This window comes from Pseudomonas sp. 05T35 (assembly GCF_056396605.1).
Genome location: NZ_JBFTLU010000002.1, coordinates 15795 through 35215 on the forward strand (window position 1 = coordinate 15795; position 19421 = coordinate 35215).

The 19421-nt window shown below is 60.5% G+C and carries 12 protein-coding genes and 3 pseudogenes; 10 read left to right on the forward strand and 5 right to left on the reverse strand.

Going from position 1 to position 19421, the window contains the following annotated elements; all coding sequences use genetic code 11:
- Positions 1–291 precede the first annotated feature (291 nt).
- Entirely contained in the window at positions 292–597 is a 306-nt protein-coding gene (locus AC1DH9_RS00325; protein ID WP_054598178.1) for a DUF6388 family protein, read from the forward strand.
- 38 nt (positions 598–635) lie between these two features.
- Here AC1DH9_RS00325 and nadC read toward each other — a convergent pair whose 3' ends face one another.
- Entirely contained in the window at positions 636–1484 is an 849-nt protein-coding gene (gene nadC / locus AC1DH9_RS00330) for a carboxylating nicotinate-nucleotide diphosphorylase (protein WP_477807636.1), read from the reverse strand.
- Between the two features lie 356 nt (positions 1485–1840).
- Here nadC and AC1DH9_RS00335 point away from each other — a divergent pair.
- The 5 genes and pseudogenes from AC1DH9_RS00335 to AC1DH9_RS00355 all read left to right on the forward strand — a co-directional run.
- Positions 1841–3268, forward strand: a pseudogene (locus AC1DH9_RS00335) (DUF1631 family protein); the annotation flags it as partial.
- Positions 3269–3419: 151 nt separating this feature from the next.
- Complete coding sequence (ampD, locus tag AC1DH9_RS00340) at positions 3420–3980, forward strand: 1,6-anhydro-N-acetylmuramyl-L-alanine amidase AmpD (protein ID WP_477807637.1); 561 nt, start codon at positions 3420–3422, stop codon at positions 3978–3980.
- Positions 3977–4813 carry a regulatory signaling modulator protein AmpE gene (gene ampE, locus AC1DH9_RS00345; protein ID WP_427542724.1) on the forward strand — a complete coding sequence of 279 codons (837 nt, stop codon included), beginning with the start codon at positions 3977–3979 and terminating at the stop codon, positions 4811–4813. Before ampD ends, ampE begins: the two co-directional genes overlap by 4 nt.
- A 1168-nt stretch (positions 4814–5981) precedes the next feature.
- Positions 5982–6185: pseudogene (locus tag AC1DH9_RS00350) on the forward strand (HAMP domain-containing protein); the annotation flags it as partial.
- A 153-nt stretch (positions 6186–6338) separates the two neighbouring features.
- A complete protein-coding gene (locus tag AC1DH9_RS00355; protein ID WP_429539944.1) occupies positions 6339–7043 on the forward strand; it encodes a methyl-accepting chemotaxis protein in 705 nt (234 codons plus the stop codon).
- 28 nt (positions 7044–7071) lie between these two features.
- On the opposite strand, the gene AC1DH9_RS00360 is transcribed toward AC1DH9_RS00355, so the two are convergent.
- Entirely contained in the window at positions 7072–7848 is a 777-nt protein-coding gene (locus AC1DH9_RS00360; RefSeq protein ID WP_477807638.1) for a TatD family hydrolase, read from the reverse strand.
- 3 nt (positions 7849–7851) lie between these two features.
- Entirely contained in the window at positions 7852–8847 is a 996-nt protein-coding gene (gene cra, locus AC1DH9_RS00365; protein WP_427542718.1) for a catabolite repressor/activator, read from the reverse strand.
- A 308-nt stretch (positions 8848–9155) separates the two neighbouring features.
- On the opposite strand from cra, the gene ptsP reads away from it, so the two are divergent.
- The 4 genes from ptsP (at position 9156) to AC1DH9_RS00385 (ending at position 16432) form a co-directional block, all read left to right on the forward strand.
- Positions 9156–12017, forward strand: coding sequence for a phosphoenolpyruvate--protein phosphotransferase (ptsP, locus tag AC1DH9_RS00370; RefSeq protein ID WP_427542715.1), 2862 nt, complete (start codon positions 9156–9158; stop codon positions 12015–12017).
- Positions 12017–12958 carry a 1-phosphofructokinase gene (gene pfkB / locus AC1DH9_RS00375; RefSeq protein ID WP_477807639.1) on the forward strand — a complete coding sequence of 314 codons (942 nt, stop codon included), beginning with the start codon at positions 12017–12019 and terminating at the stop codon, positions 12956–12958. The genes ptsP and pfkB overlap by 1 nt, the downstream gene beginning before the upstream one ends.
- A gap of 11 nt (positions 12959–12969) precedes the next feature.
- The gene (locus AC1DH9_RS00380; protein WP_477807640.1) at positions 12970–14631 is read left to right on the forward strand and encodes a PTS fructose-like transporter subunit IIB; all 1662 of its coding nucleotides are present in this window, start codon (positions 12970–12972) and stop codon (positions 14629–14631) included.
- Between the two features lie 259 nt (positions 14632–14890).
- Complete coding sequence (locus tag AC1DH9_RS00385) at positions 14891–16432, forward strand: alkaline phosphatase D family protein (RefSeq protein ID WP_427542706.1); 1542 nt, start codon at positions 14891–14893, stop codon at positions 16430–16432.
- A gap of 89 nt (positions 16433–16521) precedes the next feature.
- Here the strand turns inward: AC1DH9_RS00385 and AC1DH9_RS00390 are convergent, their stop codons facing one another.
- Together AC1DH9_RS00390 and AC1DH9_RS00395 are read right to left on the reverse strand one after the other, a co-directional pair.
- A complete protein-coding gene (locus AC1DH9_RS00390) occupies positions 16522–16887 on the reverse strand; it encodes an endonuclease domain-containing protein (RefSeq protein WP_427542703.1) in 366 nt (121 codons plus the stop codon).
- A gap of 231 nt (positions 16888–17118) precedes the next feature.
- Positions 17119–19379, reverse strand: a pseudogene (locus tag AC1DH9_RS00395) (PepSY domain-containing protein).
- Positions 19380–19421 lie beyond the last annotated feature (42 nt).

Below are 19421 nucleotides of genomic sequence, written 5' to 3' on the forward strand. Positions count from 1 at the left end.
CTTGTGAAGTACCGATATGGCACATCGCTATGACTTTGGATTTTAAATTATGTTCCCGAGGCTCCTGATGCCCCCGGCATGAAACTTTTTGTGGAAGAGATGTAAAGAGCCGTGTAATTCGCGGGCCAAACGTCCTATATTCGTTGCCTGCATGAGCATCGCCCAGCAGTTTTCAGATGATCCCGAATGGTTCTGAAGGCCAGATAAACCGGGCTTCAAACGGTTTTCTGCGTCAGAGAGATCCTTGATGATCCAGATCCATCTTCCATTCCCATGATCAGCGAGAACGCCATGACCGTGAACGAAATGACTCAAGAACAAAGACACGAAGAGGCCCTCAAGAAGTACATGCTTGATGCGCCGGAATTGATGGAAGAGATCAAGAACCTGAGCGCCGACGATCAGAAAGATCAGATTCAGTGGGCGTTCGAGGACGAGGCAGAAGCACAGGGCTTGCAGCCTTGGGAGCTGACGCTCAAGTACACCTCAACGCCTGAAGAGTACGAAGCGACGCGCCTTGCGTTGCACAAGGAAGCAGCCGAAGTGCTGGGTGTCGAGTGGGAAGAATACTGCGAGATGAACAATCTGGTGGTTTGAAAGCAACGCCAGCCTCATGAGGCTGGCGTTTCTTTTTGTCAGAGACTCAAGCGCATCGACAGGTCTACAGCCTTCACATCCTTGGTCATCGCGCCAATCGAGATGTAATCCACGCCCGTCTCGGCGATTGGCCGCAAGGTGCTTTCGTTGACGCCACCGCTGGCCTCCAGTTTCGCCTTGCCGGCATTCAGCCGCACGGCTTCACGCATGTCGTCCAGGCTCAGCTCATCGAGCATGATGATATCGGCGCCCGCCGCCAGGGCCTCCTTGAGCTCCTCCAGGCTTTCCACTTCAACCTCCACCGGTTTGCCCGGCGCGATCTTGTGCGCGGCGGCGATGGCTTGAGGGATGCCACCGCAGGCCGCGATATGGTTTTCCTTGATCAGAAAAGCGTCGTACAGGCCGATGCGGTGGTTGTGGCAGCTGCCGCAGGTTACGGCGTACTTTTGCGCCAATCGCAGCCCAGGCAGGGTTTTGCGGGTATCCAGCAGTTTCACCTGAGTATCKGCAACGAAGTCGGCCAGGTATTGCGCACGAGTGGCKACACCGGAAAGCAGTTGCAGGAAGTTCAGTGCACTACGCTCGCCGGTCAGCAGCGAGCGGGCCGGACCTTCGAGGTGAAACAACGGCTGATTGGGGCTCACGCGCTCACCGTCGCRCACTTGCCAGTGCACCGCAACGCGCGGGTCCAGCTGCCGGAACACGGCGTCGACCCAGGCGGTGCCGCTGATGACGGCTGCATCACGGGTAATGATCGTGGCTTTGGCCAGGCGTTCGGCCGGGATCAGTTGTGCGGTGATGTCGCCGCTGCCGATGTCTTCAAGCAACGCACGGCGCACGTTGGCTTCGATTTCGGCGGTCAAATCGGCGAGGCGTAGATTCGGCATAACGGGCTCCACAAACAAAGTGATCCGATTATAGGGCCATGCTGCAAGCGAACCCAAGGCGCGCACTACTTTCAGCGGGTTCTAAAACCTGCATTTGGTCGACTCGCCATCGTTATTCCTCCTGCGTGCTGGTCTGTGATCGAACGCTGTTTTATGGGGGGATGCAGAGTCTGCTGGTACTCGGGAGGTCTTTTGCAGATAATTGCGCCTTTCATTTGACGTCATAGCCTTGACGTCTCTTTGGCTTCCCGATACTTGAAATGCAGCGCGGTGCATCACGATTGCGTTGTGAGCCGACGGTGAGCGTTTGTCGCTTCACATCGAACCGAGGAATCACCCCTTTGCAAGAGGCTTGGATGCACAACGACGGGAATGTAGTGCCTTTGCACAAGGCCGCTACCGATCAGGCGAATCGATCGCCGCTCGCGCGCCTGCCGGTGATTCTGCTCCAGGTTCGCGACAAGGCTGTGCAACAACTCAGGCTCGGCTTGCAGGAGCTGTTCGATAACGCCGACGACACCTTGTTCGAAATGGCCGACCGGGCACATCACACTGTCGAACAGAACATTTTCTTTGAAGCCATGCGCGATTTGCGCCTCAAGCGCAAAAACATCGAGCGCGGTTTTCACGAGCTTTTCTTCGAGGCCTTTGCCGGCCTCATCCAGTACGACCCGACTCACGCCGCCTTGCCGCTGGCGATGAGTGTCGACCCCTCGGACGAGCTCCCCAGTGACGAGTTTGAGCGGCAAGTGGCACTGGAAACCATGGTCGCCAAGGCGCTCAACCGGGACGGCTTTGCCCTTGGACAACTGACCGCGCGCCTGAGCACGCTGCTGGGCAAGCCTCTGGATGATTCGCGCAATCCCATGGGGCCGGCCATGCTCTGCGAGTACTTTTTGCAGGCCGGACGCAATCTGGGGATGGAGATCAAGGTCAAGCTGATCATCCTCAAATTGTTCGAACGCTATGTGCTCAGCGATGCTGATCAGCTCTATGCGCAAGCCAACCAGTTGCTGGTTGCCACTGGCGTTCTGCCTGAACTCAAGGCCGCTCCAGCGCGCCGTGTCACGGACCGGGCGGTGGCCAGTGTTCATGCGGAGTCCAGCGAGTCGGGCATCAGATCCAACAGCACGCACGTCGATGACAGCGTGCAGGAAGTTTTCGCCACCTTGCAGGAGTTGCTGTACCTCGTGCGCGGTAGTGTTGCGCCGACCCTCGAAGTCAGCGCCCAGAGCCAGCCCATCTCGACCCGCGATCTGCTGCGCCTGCTCTCGCACTTGCAGCAATACGTGCCGGTCCCTGCCACCCAGGATGATTTCGACCTGCGCAATCAGCTTGAACAGTTGCTGACCCGGGTCAGTGTCAAAAGTGGCAAGTCTCGGGTGGTCGGGGTAGTGGATGAGGATGTGATCAATCTGATCGCGATGCTCTTTGAATTCATTCTCGCCGACCGCAATCTGCCGGAGTCCCTCAAGGCGTTGATCGGCCGCTTGCAGATTCCGATGCTCAAGGTCGCAGTGCTCGACAAAAGTTTCTTTAGTCGCAGCAGTCACCCGGCCCGGCGTCTGCTCAATGAAATTGCCACAGCGGCAATGGGCTGGGAGCAATGCGATGATCATCAGCGCGACAGCCTGTACCTGCGCATCGAGCAGGTGGTGCAGCGGCTGCTGAATGACTTTGTCGATGATCCGGCGATTTTCTCCGAACTGCTGAGCGACTTTCTCGCCTTCACCAGCGACGAGCGCACTCGCACTGGGCTGGCCCTGGAGTTTCGCCGTGGCGCGGTGCGTACGTTCGACGACACCTTGTTGTTCGATCGGGCGCTGGAGTCGGTGATTGGCAACCTGCGTCGACTCAATTGCGGCAAGTGATCGCAACCTGAGGGGTGATCACGGCATACTGGAGCCCGTCAGAGCCGTCATTGAAGGAGCCTGTATGCAGTTGGACCCCGCGAGCGGTTGGTTTGAAGGCGTGCGCCATTGCCCGTCCCCCAACTTCAATGCGCGCYCCACGGGCGAAATCTCCTTGCTGGTAATCCACAACATCAGCCTGCCTCCGGCGCAGTTCGCGACGGGCAAGGTGCAGGAATTTTTTCAAAACCGCCTGGATGTCACCGAGCACCCTTATTTTGAAGGGATTGCCGACTTGCGCGTGTCTGCACATTTTCTGATCGAGCGTGACGGCGCGATCACACAGTTTGTCTCTTGTCTTGATCGGGCGTGGCACGCAGGCGTTTCCCGGTTCGAGGGGCGCGAAGGCTGTAATGATTTCTCCCTTGGCATCGAGCTTGAAGGCACTGATGATCTGCCGTTCACCGAGGCTCAATATCACGCCCTGATTGCCTTGACCCGCCAATTGCAGTCTACGTTTACAGCCATCACCCATTCACGTATCCAGGGGCATAGCGATATCGCACCCGGGCGCAAGACGGATCCGGGACCGGCGTTCGACTGGGCACGCTTTCGCGGGGCTCTGGAAAAAGGGGAAGCACAATGAGTTTTCTGGTGTTACTGCTGGCGGTCTGGGTCGAGAAGTTCTCGGCCTTGCGTCATCAAGTTCAGCGCGACAGTGGATGGCTGCGGGAGCTGGCCAAATATGAAGCCAGCCCAAAGCTTGCGAATCGGCCTTGGCTGGTACTGGCATTGCTGGTGCTGTTCCCTGTGGCGTTACTCGGCTTTTTGTTGCTGGTACTGGAACCGGTAGCCTATGGCTTGTTGGCCTTGCCGGTGCATTTGCTGGTGGTGATTTACAGCCTGGGCCGTGGTGATTTGCTCGGCGGCCTGGGACCGTTTCGTGATGCCTGGCGTCGGGAAGACCTGCAAGCGGCGGCGCTTGTCGCCAAACGTGACCTGGATATTTGCGCCGACAGCGGCGAGCAATTGCTGCAGAAGGTTCAAGCCCATTTGCTATGGCAGGCTTACCAGAGTTTTTTTGCGGTGATTTTCTGGTACTTCCTGCTCGGTCCAGTGGCGGCCTTGAGTTATCGCTTGCTGGCCCTGGCGGCCGAACATGGCAAGAACCCGGCAGTGGCCGAGCGCGCCGCACAATTGCGACATGCCTTTGACTGGCTGCCGGTGCGCTTGCTGGCAGCGAGTTTTGCTTTGGTCGGCAACTTCGTCGCGGTCAGCCGGGTGATGCTCCATGAATTGTTGAACTGGAATATCAGCGCCGCGCAACTGATCGAGAACGTCGGCGTGGTAGCGGGTGAGATTCCGGCGCCAGTGGCGGGGCCTGAAGGGGTTCAAAACCTGGATCAGATCTGGGAACTGCTGCTGCGGGCGGCGGTGGTCTGGTATGCCGGGTTTGCCGTTTGGACTGTGCTGCCCTGATTTCTGCATAACCCCGACCTGTAGCAGCTGCCGAACGCAGCCTTCGGCAGCTGCTACAGGTGCGCGTGCGCTCTAGCTGTTAACCTTAAGTTACAAAACCTCCTTTCGATTTGAGCTATACAGAAGCAGCGCGCCATAGTGGCTATCTGCTGCATCTGCGTGCCAGCCCAAAAAAATAAGAAATGAAAGGGGGACGTCCGTGAAGAGTTTGCTCTATCCCGCCGTTGCGCTGATGAATCGCCTGAGCTTCGGCATGAAGTTCAGCCTGATCAGCGTGCTGTTTTTCTTCCCCATGCTGGTGACCAATTTCTATCTGGTTCGGGATTCGTRTCGCGAGTTCCAGGGTACCCAGGTCGAATTGCAAAGCCTCGACCTGCTGGGCGGTGGGCTGACGTTGCGGCGGGATCTGGAAACCCTGAACAACCTGGTACAGATCAACGCGACCCTCGGGCAGTCTGGCAAGGCCGGAGATACCGAATCGAAAATCAGCGCTCTTGAGCAGGGAGTGCTTGCACGCCTGCAAAGCCTGACCGCGATGACCATCGATCCTGAGCAGGTCAGTGTTTTTGAGGGCAAGCGCGATGAAATGATTACCGCGTTCAAGGCTCAACAAGCGGAGACGTCCCTGCAAAGCAAAAGCGCGCTGATCGGCAAACTGCTCGGCAATGCGCAGATTTTCAGTCAGATCATCGCCAGCCAGGCCGGCTTGAGTCGTGACAACCAGAGTGATTTGCGCCAATTGAGTGAGCTGATCACCAACGTTACCCCGCGTGTGACGCAAACCCTCGGCGAAGGCCGGGCGATGGGGGCCTACTCGCTGGGGCAGGGGTTTCTCAACTCCGCTTCGAGCACCCGGTTCGATGAACTGCTGGCGCAGATCGACAAGCTCCAGGCCGAATATGCCTTGAAGTTGCAGGACGCACTGGCTGCCGGCAAAGCGGCGCGTGAGGTGCTGGAACCCTCGGCCAATGCCAGTAAAGCCACGCTCAAACAAGCCAGCGAGTTGTTTGAGGAGCAGGTGGTGGTGGCCGATACTCTCGATAAACCCTGGCAGGGTTTTTACGATCAGGTCACTGGGCTGATGGACAAGACCTATCAACTGAATGACGCGACGCTTAAGTTTCTCGGCGTTCAATTGCAGCAACGCCTGGAACAGAACCGCACGCACATGGTGCTGCAGGCGGTGGCACTGTCGGTGGTGTTCGTGCTGATTTTTTACCTCTACGGCGGCTTCTATGCCTCCACCCGCACCACCCTCAAGCGTCTCGGCGGAGTGATGGACAAGGTGGCGGCCGGTGACATGACCATCACGTTTACCGCTCACAGCCGTGATGAGCTGGGTGAATTGGGCAACGTCTTCAATGGCACCGTGGCGAAGATCCATGACCTGATCGAGTTGGTCGGCAAGACCGTCAACGAAGTGGAGCGTCAGGCGAGTCAGGTGGAAACGGTATCGGCCCGGAGCAATCAGGCGGTGGCCGGTCAGCGTACGCAGATCGAACAAGTCGCCACGGCGATGAACCAGATGTCGGCCACCGCTCAGGAAGTTGCACGCAGTGCGGCGGCTGCCGTCAGCAGTGCCCACAGCGTCAACGATGAAACCATTAGCGGCCGCGGCTTGGTCGAGTCGCAACAAGGCAGCATTGCGCAACTGGCCAGCGAGATCGACTCGTCAGTGCTGGTGATCAATCAACTGGCCAGCGACAGCCAGTCCATCAGTCGCGTGCTGGAAGTGATCAAGAGCATCGCCGAGCAGACCAACCTGTTGGCGCTCAACGCGGCCATCGAGGCCGCCCGTGCGGGTGAGCAGGGACGTGGCTTTGCGGTGGTGGCCGATGAGGTCCGTACCCTGGCCAAACGGACCCAGCAATCGACCGAAGAAATCGAGCAGATGATTACCAGGCTGCACGGTGGTGTTGGCGCAGCCGTGAAGGCCATGGGCGTCAGTCACCAGATGGCCAGCGGCACGGTCGGTCAATCGGAAAAGGTCCAGCAAGCCCTGGAAAACATCCTGGGCGCGGTGGGCATGATCGTCGATCAGAATCAGCAAATTGCCGCGGCAGTCGAGCAGCAAACTGCGGTGGCCCACGACATCGACCAGAACATTGTCGAGATCAACCGGGCCGGCGAGCGCACCGCCGAAGGTGCGCACCAGACCGAGCATGCCAGCCGTGCACTGTCGGCCCAAGTGGTGCAGTTGAAGCACTTGATCAGCGCGTTCAGGGTTTGACAATTGCCGGTCGCCGCAAACCGACGGATTACCAGTTGAACAGCTCGCAGGCGTTGGCGGTGCTGGCGGCGGCCAGTTGCTCAGGGCTGATGGCCATGATCTGCGCCAGTGCCGCGCAAATCGCCGGCAGGTGAGCRGGGCTGTTGCGTTGTCCGGGGTACATGGCGGGCGCCATGTCCGGTGAATCGGTTTCCAGCACGACCGATTCCAGCGGCAAACCGGCGATCACTTTGTGCATGCGCAAGGCTTGTGGCCAGGTTGCCGCGCCGCCCAATCCCAGTTTGAAACCGAGCTTGAGGTATTCGCGGGCCTCTTCCTGGCTGCCGGCAAAGGCGTGGATGATGCCGGCGCGTTTGAGCCTGAAACGTTTCAAGGTCGCAATCACCGCCGCATGGCTGCGCCGCACATGCAGCAGCGCCGGCAACTGGAAGTCTGCCGCCAGTTGCAGCTGTGCTTCAAACAGCGCTTGCTGGCGTTCGCGGTCCAGGTCCTCAAGAAAGTAATCCAGGCCAATTTCGCCCACGGCGCACAGTTGCCGATGGCCGGCCAGACGTGTCAGCCAGTCCGCCAACTCGGTCAGGTCAGCGGGACGGTGTTCATCGACGTAGACCGGGTGCAGGCCAAACGCGGCATGCAGGTCAGGATCGCTTTGCACCAGATCCCACACCCGCTGCCAATTGCGCTGATAAACCCCCAGCACCACCATCCGCTTCACACCCAAGGCGCGGCATTGAGCCAGCAGCGCCTGACGGTCCGGGTCGAAKTCCGGGAAGTCCAGATGAGTGTGGCTGTCGATCAGCTCCACGTTTCAGTCCTGGCGAATACGCTGTTTGAAGGTCCGCGCGATGGCTTGCACACCGGGTTGGTAATGGGCTTCTTCAATCGCCGCGACCGCCAGTTGCAGCGCTTTGTCGGCGATCAGTTGATGCTGCTGAGCCATGGCGTTGACCGGCAGCGGCAGGAAGTCCAGCAGCTGTGTGTCGCCAAACGTGCCGAGGCGCAACGGACGGGTTTTCAAAGGGAAGTCATGCAAGGCATCGAACACGCCTTGAAGCAGCACGTAGGACGTCGTCACCAGCGCATCCGGCAAGTGGCCGAGGCGTTGCAGTAATTCTTCCATCAGCTGTCGGCCGCAGTCGCGGCTGAATGCCTCGCCGTGTTCGATCAGGACGTCACCCTTGAAGTCGACTAAAGCCTGCTTGAAGCCGGCCGCACGCTCCTGGCTGATGCTCAGCTCGGGCCGCGCACCGATCAGCGCAATCTGCTTGGGCTCTGGCTGCAACAGGCTGCGGGTGAGGTTCAGGCTGGCTTCGCGATCATCGCTGATCACCGAGCAGAAATGCTCAGGCTCCATGACCCGGTCAATGGCAATGATCGGCAAGCCCTTGGCCTGCAACTGGCGATAGCTGTCATCACCGGCCGGCAGGCAACTGGCGACGATCAACGCATCGCAGCGCCGTGCGCGAAACAGCTTGAGCAACTGGCGCTCGCTTTCTGGTGCGTCGTCGGAGCTGGCAATCAGCAACTGATAGCCACGCGCCCGCGCACCCTGTTCGAGGAGTTTGGCGATCCGCGCGTAACTGGGGTTTTCCAGGTCCGGCAGAATGAAACCCAGTGTGCGGGTGTGCCGACTGCGCAACCCGGCCGCTTGAGGATTAGGCGTAAAGCCATGTTGCTCGACCACCGCGCGCACGCGCTCGACGGTGGCGTTGCTGATGCGCTGCTGTTCGGCCTTGCCATTGATGACATAGCTGGCGGTGGTGACGGACACACCGGCCAACTGGGCGATATCACTGAGTTTCAACCCGGGATTTCCTTGTTTTTTTCGAGCGTGTCCCGACATTTTGTCCAATCCTACCCGATTACGGCAGGCGACCTATGTCGCAACGCATCCGACAAGTTGGACTTCAAGGTTGGGAGATTATCGAGTAACGTGCAGACTCATCTAGATTAAACGTTTCAGCAAGCGTATTTTCTGCGCTATTGGCTATTTTTGCCGGTTCTGCCGCGAAACCGACAAAGGATGCTCTGAAAAAGAGTGCTCTGAATAAGGCCTAAACTGATTCAATCAAAACAATACCTGGCGCGACCCCGCGCCAAAAAGGAGAAAGCATGCTCGAGCTCACCATAGAGCAGATATCCATGGGCCAATCGGCTGTGGATAAAGCCGCCGCGTTGCATTTGCTGGCCGACACGCTGGTCACCGATGGCCTGGTGGCCGAGGGTTACCTCAGCGGCCTGCAGGCGCGTGAAGCCCAGGGTTCGACCTTTCTCGGCCAAGGTATTGCGATCCCCCACGGAACCCCCGATACCCGCGATCTGGTGCACACCACCGGCGTACGTTTGCTGCAGTTCCCCGAAGGAGTGGATTGGGGCGACGGTCATATCGTCTATCTGGCGATTGGTATCGCGGCCAAATCCGACGAGCATTTGCGCCTGCTGCAATTGTTGACCCGTGCCCTCGGTGAAACCGATCTGGGCCAGGCCTTGCGCCGCGCCAGTAGTGCCGAAGCCTTGCTGAAACTGCTGCAAGGCGCACCGCAAGAGCTGGCGCTGGATGCGCAAATGATCGGCCTGGGTGTCTCCGCCGACGATTTCGAAGAGCTGGTCTGGCGTGGCGCGCGGTTGTTGCGTCAGGCCGACTGCGTGAGCAATGGTTTTTCTGCGGTATTGCAGCAGGTCGAAGCACTGCCGCTGGGCGATGGCCTGTGGTGGCTGCACAGCGAACAAACGGTCAAGCGCCCGGGTCTGGCCTTCGTCACCCCGGACAAACCGATTCGTTACCTCGGCCAGCCACTGAGCGGGCTGTTCTGTCTGGCCAGCCTTGGCGAGGCGCATCAGGCTTTGCTCGAGCGTCTTTGTGCCTTGCTGATTGAAGGCCGTGGTCACGAGCTCGGTCGCGCCACCAGCCGTCGTGCGGTGCTGGAAGTGCTGGGCGGCGAATTGCCGGCCGATTGGCCGAGCGCTCGTATCGCCTTGGCCAACGCCCACGGTTTACACGCGCGGCCGGCGAAGATCCTTGCGCAATTGGCGAAAAGTTTTGAAGGCGAGATCCGCATCCGCATCGTCGACGGCCAGGACAGCGCGGTGTCGGTGAAGAGCTTGAGCAAACTGCTCAGCCTCGGTGCCCGTCGAGGCCAGGTGCTGGAGTTGATTGCCGAGCCGAGCATCGCCGCCGATGCGTTGCCGGCGCTGCTGAGGGCTATTGAAGAAGGCCTGGGCGAAGACATCGAACCGTTGCCGACGGTGAGTGCACAGAGCGAGGTCATCGACGAAATCATTGACGTCGTGGTTGCTCCCGCCTCCGGCAGCGTGATTCAGGCCGTTGCTGCTGCGCCGGGGATTGCCATCGGTCCTGCGCATATTCAGGTGTTGCAAGCAATCGACTACCCATTGCGTGGCGAGTCCACGGCGATCGAACGCGAGCGTCTGAAGACTTCACTGGCCGATGTTCGCCGCGATATCGAAGGGCTGATCCAGCGCAGCAAGGCCAAGGCCATTCGCGAGATTTTCATCACCCACCAGGAAATGCTCGACGACCCGGAACTGACCGACGAAGTCGACACTCGCCTCAAGCAAGGCGAAAGCGCTGAAGCGGCGTGGATGGCGGTGATCGACGCGGCAGCCAGACAACAGGAGTCCTTGCAGGACGCCTTGCTTGCCGAGCGTGCAGCGGACTTGCGCGATATCGGTCGGCGAGTGCTGGCGCAACTGTGCGGCATCGAGACCACGAGCGAGCCGGATCAGCCGTACATCCTGGTAATGGATGAAGTGGGTCCATCGGACGTTGCACGCCTTGATCCGACGCGGGTGGCCGGCATTCTTACGGCGCGCGGTGGGGCCACGGCCCACAGCGCGATCGTCGCTCGGGCCTTGGGCATTCCGGCGCTGGTCGGAGCGGGTGTAGCGGTGTTGCAGCTGGCGGCGGGCACGCCGTTGCTGCTCGACGGCCAGCGTGGTCGGTTGCATGTCGACGCCGATGCGGCGACGTTGCAGCGTGCCGCCGAAGAACGTGACAACCGCGAACAACGCCTGCAAGCGGCAGCGGCCCAGCGTCACCAGCCGGCGCTGACCACTGACGGCCATGCGGTCGAAGTGTTCGCCAACATTGGCGAAAGCGCGGGCGTGGTCAGCGCGGTGGAGCAGGGCGCTGAAGGGATTGGCCTGCTGCGCACCGAACTGATTTTTATGGCCCACCAGCAAGCGCCGGACGAAGCCACTCAAGAAGTCGAATACCGTCGGGTGCTTGATGGCTTGGCCGGGCGGCCGCTGGTGGTCCGGACCCTGGACGTTGGCGGTGACAAGCCGTTGCCGTATTGGCCGATTGCCAAGGAGGAAAACCCGTTCCTCGGCGTACGTGGCATTCGCCTGACCTTGCAACGCCCACAAATTATGGAAGCGCAGTTGCGCGCCTTGCTGCGCGCCGCCGACAACCGTCCGCTGCGGATCATGTTCCCGATGGTCGGCAGCGTGGATGAATGGCGTCAGGCGCGAGACATGACCGAGCGCCTGCGTCTGGAAATCCCGGTGGCTGACCTGCAACTGGGGATCATGATCGAAGTACCGTCGGCAGCTTTGCTGGCGCCGGTTCTGGCCAAGGAAGTCGACTTCTTCAGCGTTGGCACCAATGACCTGACCCAATACACCCTGGCCATCGATCGCGGGCATCCGACTCTGTCGGCACAGGCCGATGGCTTGCACCCGGCGGTGTTGCAACTGATCGACATCACGGTGCGTGCCGCCCATGCCCATGGCAAGTGGGTCGGCGTGTGTGGCGAACTGGCGGCAGACCCGCTGGCGGTTCCGGTGCTGGTCGGCCTGGGGGTGGATGAGTTGAGCGTTTCGGCGCGCAGCATCGGCGAGGTCAAGGCACGGGTTCGTGAGTTGAGTCTTGCGCAGGTACGACATCTGGCCCAACAGGCACTGGCCGTGGGCAGCGCGAATGAAGTGCGCGCATTAGTGGAGGCTCTGTAATGGCCAAAATCCTAACCCTGACCCTCAACCCGGCGCTGGACCTCACCGTTCAGTTGCCGCATCTGGAACCTGGTCAGGTCAATCGCAGCGACACCATGCACACCCACGCCGCCGGCAAGGGCATCAACGTGGCGCAGGTGCTGGCAGACCTCGGGCATCAGTTGACGGTCAGCGGCYTTCTCGGTGAGGACAATCTGCAGGCATTCGAAACCCTGTTCGCCAAACGCGGTTTTGTCGACGCCTTCATCCGCGTGCCTGGCGAGACTCGCAGCAACATCAAACTGGCGGAAGCGGACGGACGCATCACTGACATCAACGGTCCGGGGCCGGTGGTCAGTGCCGCCGCGCAGCAGGCGTTGCTCGATCGTCTGGATCAGATCACCTTGGGTCATGACGCTGTAGTGGTCGCCGGCAGTTTGCCGCGAGGCGTCAGCGCACAGTGGCTGCACGGGTTGTTGCTGCGCCTCAAGTCGCGGGGTTTGAAAGTCGCCCTCGACACCAGTGGCGAAGCCCTGCGTGCAGGGCTGTCGGCGGGCCCGTGGTTGATCAAGCCGAACACCGAAGAGTTGTCCGAGGCGCTGGATTGCGAGGCGGTTTCGGTGACTGCACAAGCTGAAGCGGCGAGTCGTTTGCACGCTCATGGCATCGAACACGTGGTGATTTCCCATGGTGCCGAGGGCGTCAACTGGTTCAGTGTCGGCTCGGCGATGCACGCCACGCCACCCAGGGTCAGTGTTGTCAGTACGGTGGGCGCCGGCGATTCATTGCTCGCGGGCATGCTCCACGGTTTGCTCAGTGCCGATACGCCAGAACAGACCTTGCGCACCGCCACGGCGATTGCCGCCATGGCCGTCACGCAGATCGGTTTCGGTATCGGTGACGCCGCGCMACTGGCGCAGCTCGAACAGGGGGTGCGCGTGCGCCCTCTGACAGAACAATAAGAGGGTTGGTCATGAAGTTAGCCATTGTTACTGCCTGCCCGAATGGCATGGTTACCAGTGTGCTGTGCGCGCGTTTGCTCGATGCCGCCGCGCAGCGTCAGGGCTGGAGCACTAGCGTTGAAGTGCATGACGCCGCGCACCCGGAACGCCAGCTGTCCGCCGCGACCCTGKAGGACGCCGAGTGGGTGCTGCTGGTCAGCACCGGGACTGTGGATATGTCGCGGTTTGTCGGCAAGCGGGTATTCCAGACCACGCCGTCCCAAGCCCTGCAAGACGTCGATGCGGTGCTGCGCCGTGGTGCTGAAGAAGCCCAAATCTACGTCGCCCCGCAAGCCGTCGTCGAACCCGCAGCCGTCAGCAAAACCGCGCCGCGTATAGTGGCGGTCACTGCTTGCCCGACCGGTGTCGCCCATACCTTCATGGCGGCCGAAGCCTTGCAGCAAGCGGCCAAGCGTCTGGGCTATGACTTGCAGGTGGAAACCCAGGGTTCGGTCGGCGCGCGCAATCCGTTGAGCACACAAGCCATCGCGGATGCCGATGTGGTGCTGTTGGCGGCAGACATCGAAGTCGCCACCGAGCGTTTCGCCGGCAAGAAAATTTACCGCTGCGGCACTGGTATCGCTCTGAAACAGGCCGAGGCCACACTCAACAAAGCACTGGCCGAAGGCAAGCAAGAAACCGCATCGAGCGGCGCCCAAGGCCCGGCCAAGCAAGAGAAAACCGGGATCTACAAACACTTGCTGACGGGTGTCTCGTTCATGCTGCCGATGGTCGTGGCCGGGGGCTTGATGATTGCCTTGTCGTTTGTCTTCGGCATCACTGCGTTCAAGGAACCGGGCACGTTGGCGGCGGCATTGATGCAGATCGGTGGCGATACTGCCTTCAAGTTGATGGTGCCGCTGCTGGCGGGTTACATCGCCTACTCGATTGCTGACCGTCCTGGTCTGGCGCCGGGGATGATCGGTGGCCTGTTGGCGAGTACCTTGGGCGCCGGGTTTATCGGCGGGATCATTGCCGGCTTCATCGCCGGCTACGCGGCGCAGGCGATCAACCGTTATGCGCGTCTGCCGCAAAGTCTGGAAGCACTGAAACCGATTCTGATCATCCCGTTGCTGGCGAGCCTGTTCACCGGCCTGGTGATGATCTATGTGGTTGGTAAACCGGTCGCCGGACTGCTGGAAAGCCTGACGCATTTCCTCGACAGCATGGGCACCACCAACGCGATTCTGCTGGGGGTATTGCTCGGCGGCATGATGTGCGTCGACCTCGGCGGGCCGATCAACAAGGCCGCTTATGCGTTCTCGGTGGGGCTGCTGGCGTCGCAAAGTTATGCGCCGATGGCCGCGACCATGGCCGCTGGCATGGTGCCGCCGATTGGCCTGGGCATCGCCATCTCCGAAGGGGCGATTCCGTTCGCTGCCAAGGACCCGCTGCGGGTGATTCCGGCGAGCATCGCCGGTGGTGCGCTGGCCGGTGCGCTGTCGATGTATTTCGGCTGCAAATTGATGGCGCCGCACGGTGGGCTGTTCGTGATGCTGATCCCGAATGCGATCAACCATGCGCTGCTGTACTTGCTGGCGATTGTTGCCGGGAGTTTGCTGACAGCGGTGGTTTACGCAGCGGTCAAACGCCCGGAAGCCGCCGAGCTGGCATTGGAACCGGCCAACGCCTGATGCCGGTCTKGGCGCCTCACACGATCCGTAGCAGCTGGCGCAGCCTGCGTTCGGCTCGGTCCGCGTTCGGGCGAAGCAGTCGTAGAATCAGGCAACGCGGAGTTTCAGGTTCACCGCAGGCGCAGGTTTCACGACTGCTGCGCAGCCGAACGCAGGCTGCGCCAGCTGCTACGGGGGGCGTGGCGTTTGAGGACTCGGTGGTGAGTGTCACCGCGCGTTCACACAGCCATGTTTAAGTTTTCCTTTTAGGGAGAACTCCATGAGCGAATTCGACTTGGGACGCCGTCGAGTGATGCAGGTTGTCGGCGCCGGTTTGTTGTTACCTGGCCTGGCTCCGGCAGTGATCGCCTCGGTCAAGGATCGTCCACAGCTCACCGATGGTGTGCAGTCCGGTGATCTTCTGGGCGACCGAGCGATGATCTGGAGCCGCAGCGACCGCCCGGCGCGGATGGTCGTGGAATGGGACACTCGCAGCCTGTTCAGCAACCCTCGGCGTTTCGTCTCACCGTTGGCCGATGCCCGCACCGACTTCACGGCCCGGGTCGAGCTGAGCGGGTTGCCCGCCGATCAGGCGATCTTCTATCGCGTGTACTTCGAAGACGCCCAAAGCGGCGTGGCCAGCGAACCGTGGTTCGGTCACCTGCGCAGCGTGCCGCAGACCCGGCGCGACATCCGTTTCGTCTGGAGCGGCGACACTGTCGGCCAGGGCTTCGGGATCAACCCGGATATCGGCGGCATGCGCATCTACGAAGCCATGCGCTTGCGTCTGCCAGACTTCTTTATCCACAGCGGCGACACCATCTACGCCGACGGCCCGGTGCCGGCGCAACTGACCACCGAAAACGGTCGGGTGTGGCGCAACATCACTAGCGAAGCCAAGAGCAAAGTCGCGGAAACCCTCGACGAATATCGCGGCAACTACCGCTACAACCTGATGGACGAAAACATCCGTCGCTTCAACGCCGAGGTACCGCAGATCTGGCAGTGGGACGACCACGAAGTGGTGAACAATTGGTCGCCGGGCAAGCAACTCGACGAGCGCTACAAAAGCAAAGATATCCACAGCCTGGTCGGCCGTGCACGGCAAGCCTGGCTCGAATACGCGCCGATGCGCTTGCAGGCCGCCGACAACGGCGGGCGGATCTATCGCAAGCTCGGTTACGGGCCGCTGCTGGATGTGTTCGTGCTGGACATGCGCAGCTATCGTGGGGCCAATGACGACAACCTCGGCGGCGAAAAAGCCTTTCTCGGGCGTGAGCAACTGGAGTGGCTCAAGCATGAATTGAAAAACTCCGGTGCGCAGTGGAAAGTCATCGCCGCCGACATGCCGATTGGCCTTGGCGTGCCCGATGGCGAAGTCAGCCCCGGCGTTCCGCGCTGGGAAGCCGTGGCCAACGGTGACCCGGGCCCGGCCCAGGGCCGCGAGCTGGAGATCGCAGAACTGCTCGGTTTCTTGCGGGCGCGGCAGGTGCGCAATTACGTCTGGCTGACGGCCGATGTGCATTACTGCGCCGCCCACCATTACCACCCGGATCGCGCAGCGTTTCAGGACTTCGAACCCTTCTGGGAGTTCGTCGCAGGTCCCTTGAATGCCGGCAGCTTCGGCCCCAATCCGCTGGATAAAACCTTCGGCCCCGAAGTGGTGTTCGAGAAAGCCCCACCGGCGCAGAACACCTCACCGTTTGCCGGGTTTCAGTTTTTTGGCGAGGTGAATATCGACGGCCAGACCGGCGAAATGAGCGTGATCCTGCGGGATCTGGATGGGGTGGCGGTGTTTGAGCAGCGGTTGCAGCCGGTTTGAGTGTGTGGATCTTCAAAAACCACCCCTCACCCCAGCCCTCTCCCCGAGGTTCGGGAGGGCTAGGGTGAGGGGACGATTTCAGATCAGGATCATGGCATTCGATCCGCCGCCACCCTGAGAACCTGCTCCAGAACATCACTCATCTGCTCAATGACCTCCAGATTACTGAACCGCGCAACCTCAATCCCTTGCTGCTGAAGGTAGAGCGTTCGACGCCGATCATGGATTATGGCGGCCGTTTCATAATGCTGACCGCCATCAAGTTCAATAGCCAGTTTCAGCTCGGCACAATAGAAATCCAGAATGTACGGCGGGCAGGGGAATTGGCGTCGAAATTTCAGATTGGCGATCTGCCGGCTGCGTAGCTTTTGCCAGAGCAGGCGTTCGCAATCGGTCTGGTTGACGCGAAGTGTGCGGGCGAGTTGGCGTTGGTCGAGGGTGGGGCGGTTGGGCATGCTTCACGTCCGTGTGAAGGGAATGGAGGTTTAACTGTAGTCGGGTTTTGTACTGCGGCTTTAGAACCACCCCTCACCCCAACCCYCTCCCCAGGGGGGAGAGGGGGAAAGGGAGCTAATCTTCTTCGTTTTCAAACCTGAGTTCGACTCGGTATTTCAGGTCGATGGAYAGCGCAAGACAYCTCGGTCAGTCCCCTCGCCCCYTGGGGAGAGGGTTAGGGTGAGGGGGCTTCAGTAGACGTCGCGGCGATAGCGCCCCTGCTCGATCAACCGCTCGACTTCATCAACACCGAGCACGTCGTTGAGTACCTGATCCACCCCTGTCGCCATCCCTTGCAGGCTGCCGCAGATGTAGATCGATGCACCGTCCGCCAGCCATTTCTTTAGCTCGACGGCACGTTGGCGCAGGCGATCCTGAACGTAGATCTTCTCGGCCTGATCCCGTGAAAACGCCAGGTCCAGTCGCTCCAGATCACCTTCGATCAACCATCCTTCGAGTTCATCGCGACAGAGGAAGTCATACTCGCGATTGCGTTCGCCGAACAGCAGCCAGTTGCGTGTCTGGCCATCGGCAATCCGTGCCTTGAGCAAGCTGCGCAGGCCAGCCAGCCCGGTGCCGTTGCMCAGCAGAATCATCGGCACGGGCGTGGCCGGGAGATGGAAACCGCTGTTGCGCCGTACTCGCAGGCTGATGGCAGAACCCAATGGCGCGTATTCGGTCAGCCAGCCGGAGCCGATGCCCAGACGTCCATCCGCATGACATTCCTGACGCACCAGCAGTTCGAGCACGCCGTCTGCGGCAATCGAGGCGATCGAGTATTCGCGCATGGCCAATGGCACCAGCGCATCGACCAGCGCCTGAGCGTGCAGGCCGACCAGATGCACGCGGTTCTCCGGCAACTGACGGCTGGCCAGGGCTTGTTCAAGGGTTTTGTGCAAACCATCGAGTTGCACTCGCGTATTACCGGCGATGCCCAGCCCTTCAAGGAACTGTTCAATCGCTCCCCGGCAGTTGCGCGGCAGCACTTCAACCAGGTCGCCGGCCAGCCAACTGCTGTTGTCGGGCGCCGTCAGGCCCAGCAGGTAAACGTCGGCGCCGCTGCTGTCAGGGTTGAGCAGTTCGCGTTGCGCTCGAAACCACGAGCGCTGTCCGGTGCTTCGCCGTCGCCAAAGGTGCTGACCACGAACAGCGCATGGCTTGAATCGCGCAGATCCTGCTCGCTGACAGCCGCCAGCGATTGCACTTTTACCGGCAACCCGGCGRCCTGCAATTGGCTGGCGGTCTGCCACGCCAACTGTTCGGCAAAACCGCTCTGGCTGGCAAAACCGATCAGCCATGCCGGTGCATCGCTGGCGGTTTGCTCCAGATCTTTACGGGCGTTTTTGATCTGGCGTTTTTTGCGCCGACGGTCCAGGTACAACAACCAGCCGGTAATGAAGAACAGCGGCATGGTCAACGAAGCCAGGGTCAGCACAATTCGCCCGACCAGACCAAAGTAACTGCCGACGTGCAGCGCGTAAATACTGGTCAACAGTTGCGCCTTGAAGCTCTTGTCGCCATAGCGATCTTGACGGCTGATAACGCCGGTGGCCGGGTCGAGCGTGATCTGGTTCAGCGCCCGGTCATGGGGTGAGTTTTTCAACAGATAGAACACGGTCGCCGGTTGTCCGGCCACCGGTGGCATGCGCACGTTATAGGCGCTCAGGCCCGGCCCCGCGGCACTGTAGATGCTGCTCCAGATCGCGTTGTAATCGGCGGTCGGGAGGGGGCCGGCTGGTGGCGGGGTACCACGACCTGGTCTGATGCGTTCGTTTTGCGGTGTGTCGGACAGCAGTTTGCTCAGGCCCTTGTTGTACCACTCATAGGACCAGGACAGCCCGGTCAGCGCTGCCAGCAAATAAACCAGCAAGCACCAGGTGCCCGCGACCGAGTGCAGGTCCCAGTTGAAGCTGCGACCTTTTTTCGCCCAGTCGAGGGTCAGCCAGGCACGCCAGCTCGCCACCTGACGCGGCCAGCGCAAGTAGAGTCCGGACAGGCAGAAGAAAATCAGAATCAGCGTGCAGGCACCGGTAATTTGCCGGCCGGTGTCACCCATCGCCAGAAAACGGTGCAGTTGCAGCATCAGGCCAAAAAAGTCCTGGCCGACGGCATCGCCCATGTAGTCGCCGGTGTACGGGTCGACGTAGCGCATCTGGCCACGGCGTTCGCCCGGCGGTGGGGTGAAGGACACGCGCGCCGCAAAGCCGCTCTCGGTTTCGACCCAGAGCATCGCGACTTTCTTGCCCTCGGCAGCCTCGACCTTGGTCACCAGATCCGCCGGCGGCAGCACGCCGGCCACCTGCTTCTCGACCTGCAGGACCTGTGGGTTCAGTGCCCGCAGGATCTCATCCTGAAACGACACCGCCGCACCGGTAATGCCCATCAAGGCCAGCACCAGACCCGCGCTGATGCCGAAGAACCAGTGCAGCTGGAACAGGGTTTTCTTCAACACGTCGACCGCCTTGTTCATTTAAAAACTGTGTGTTCAGTAATT

Coding starts and splice junctions, on each gene's coding strand:
- AC1DH9_RS00325 (WP_054598178.1), top strand. CDS start 292: ATGACCGTGAACGAAATGACTCAAGAACAAAGACACGAAGAGGCCCTC.
- ampE (WP_427542724.1), top strand. CDS start 3,977: ATGAGTTTTCTGGTGTTACTGCTGGCGGTCTGGGTCGAGAAGTTCTCG.
- AC1DH9_RS00355 (WP_429539944.1), top strand. CDS start 6,339: ATGTCGGCCACCGCTCAGGAAGTTGCACGCAGTGCGGCGGCTGCCGTC.
- AC1DH9_RS00390 (WP_427542703.1), bottom strand. CDS start 16,887: ATGCCCAACCGCCCCACCCTCGACCAACGCCAACTCGCCCGCACACTT.
- ptsP (WP_427542715.1), top strand. CDS start 9,156: ATGCTCGAGCTCACCATAGAGCAGATATCCATGGGCCAATCGGCTGTG.
- AC1DH9_RS00385 (WP_427542706.1), top strand. CDS start 14,891: ATGAGCGAATTCGACTTGGGACGCCGTCGAGTGATGCAGGTTGTCGGC.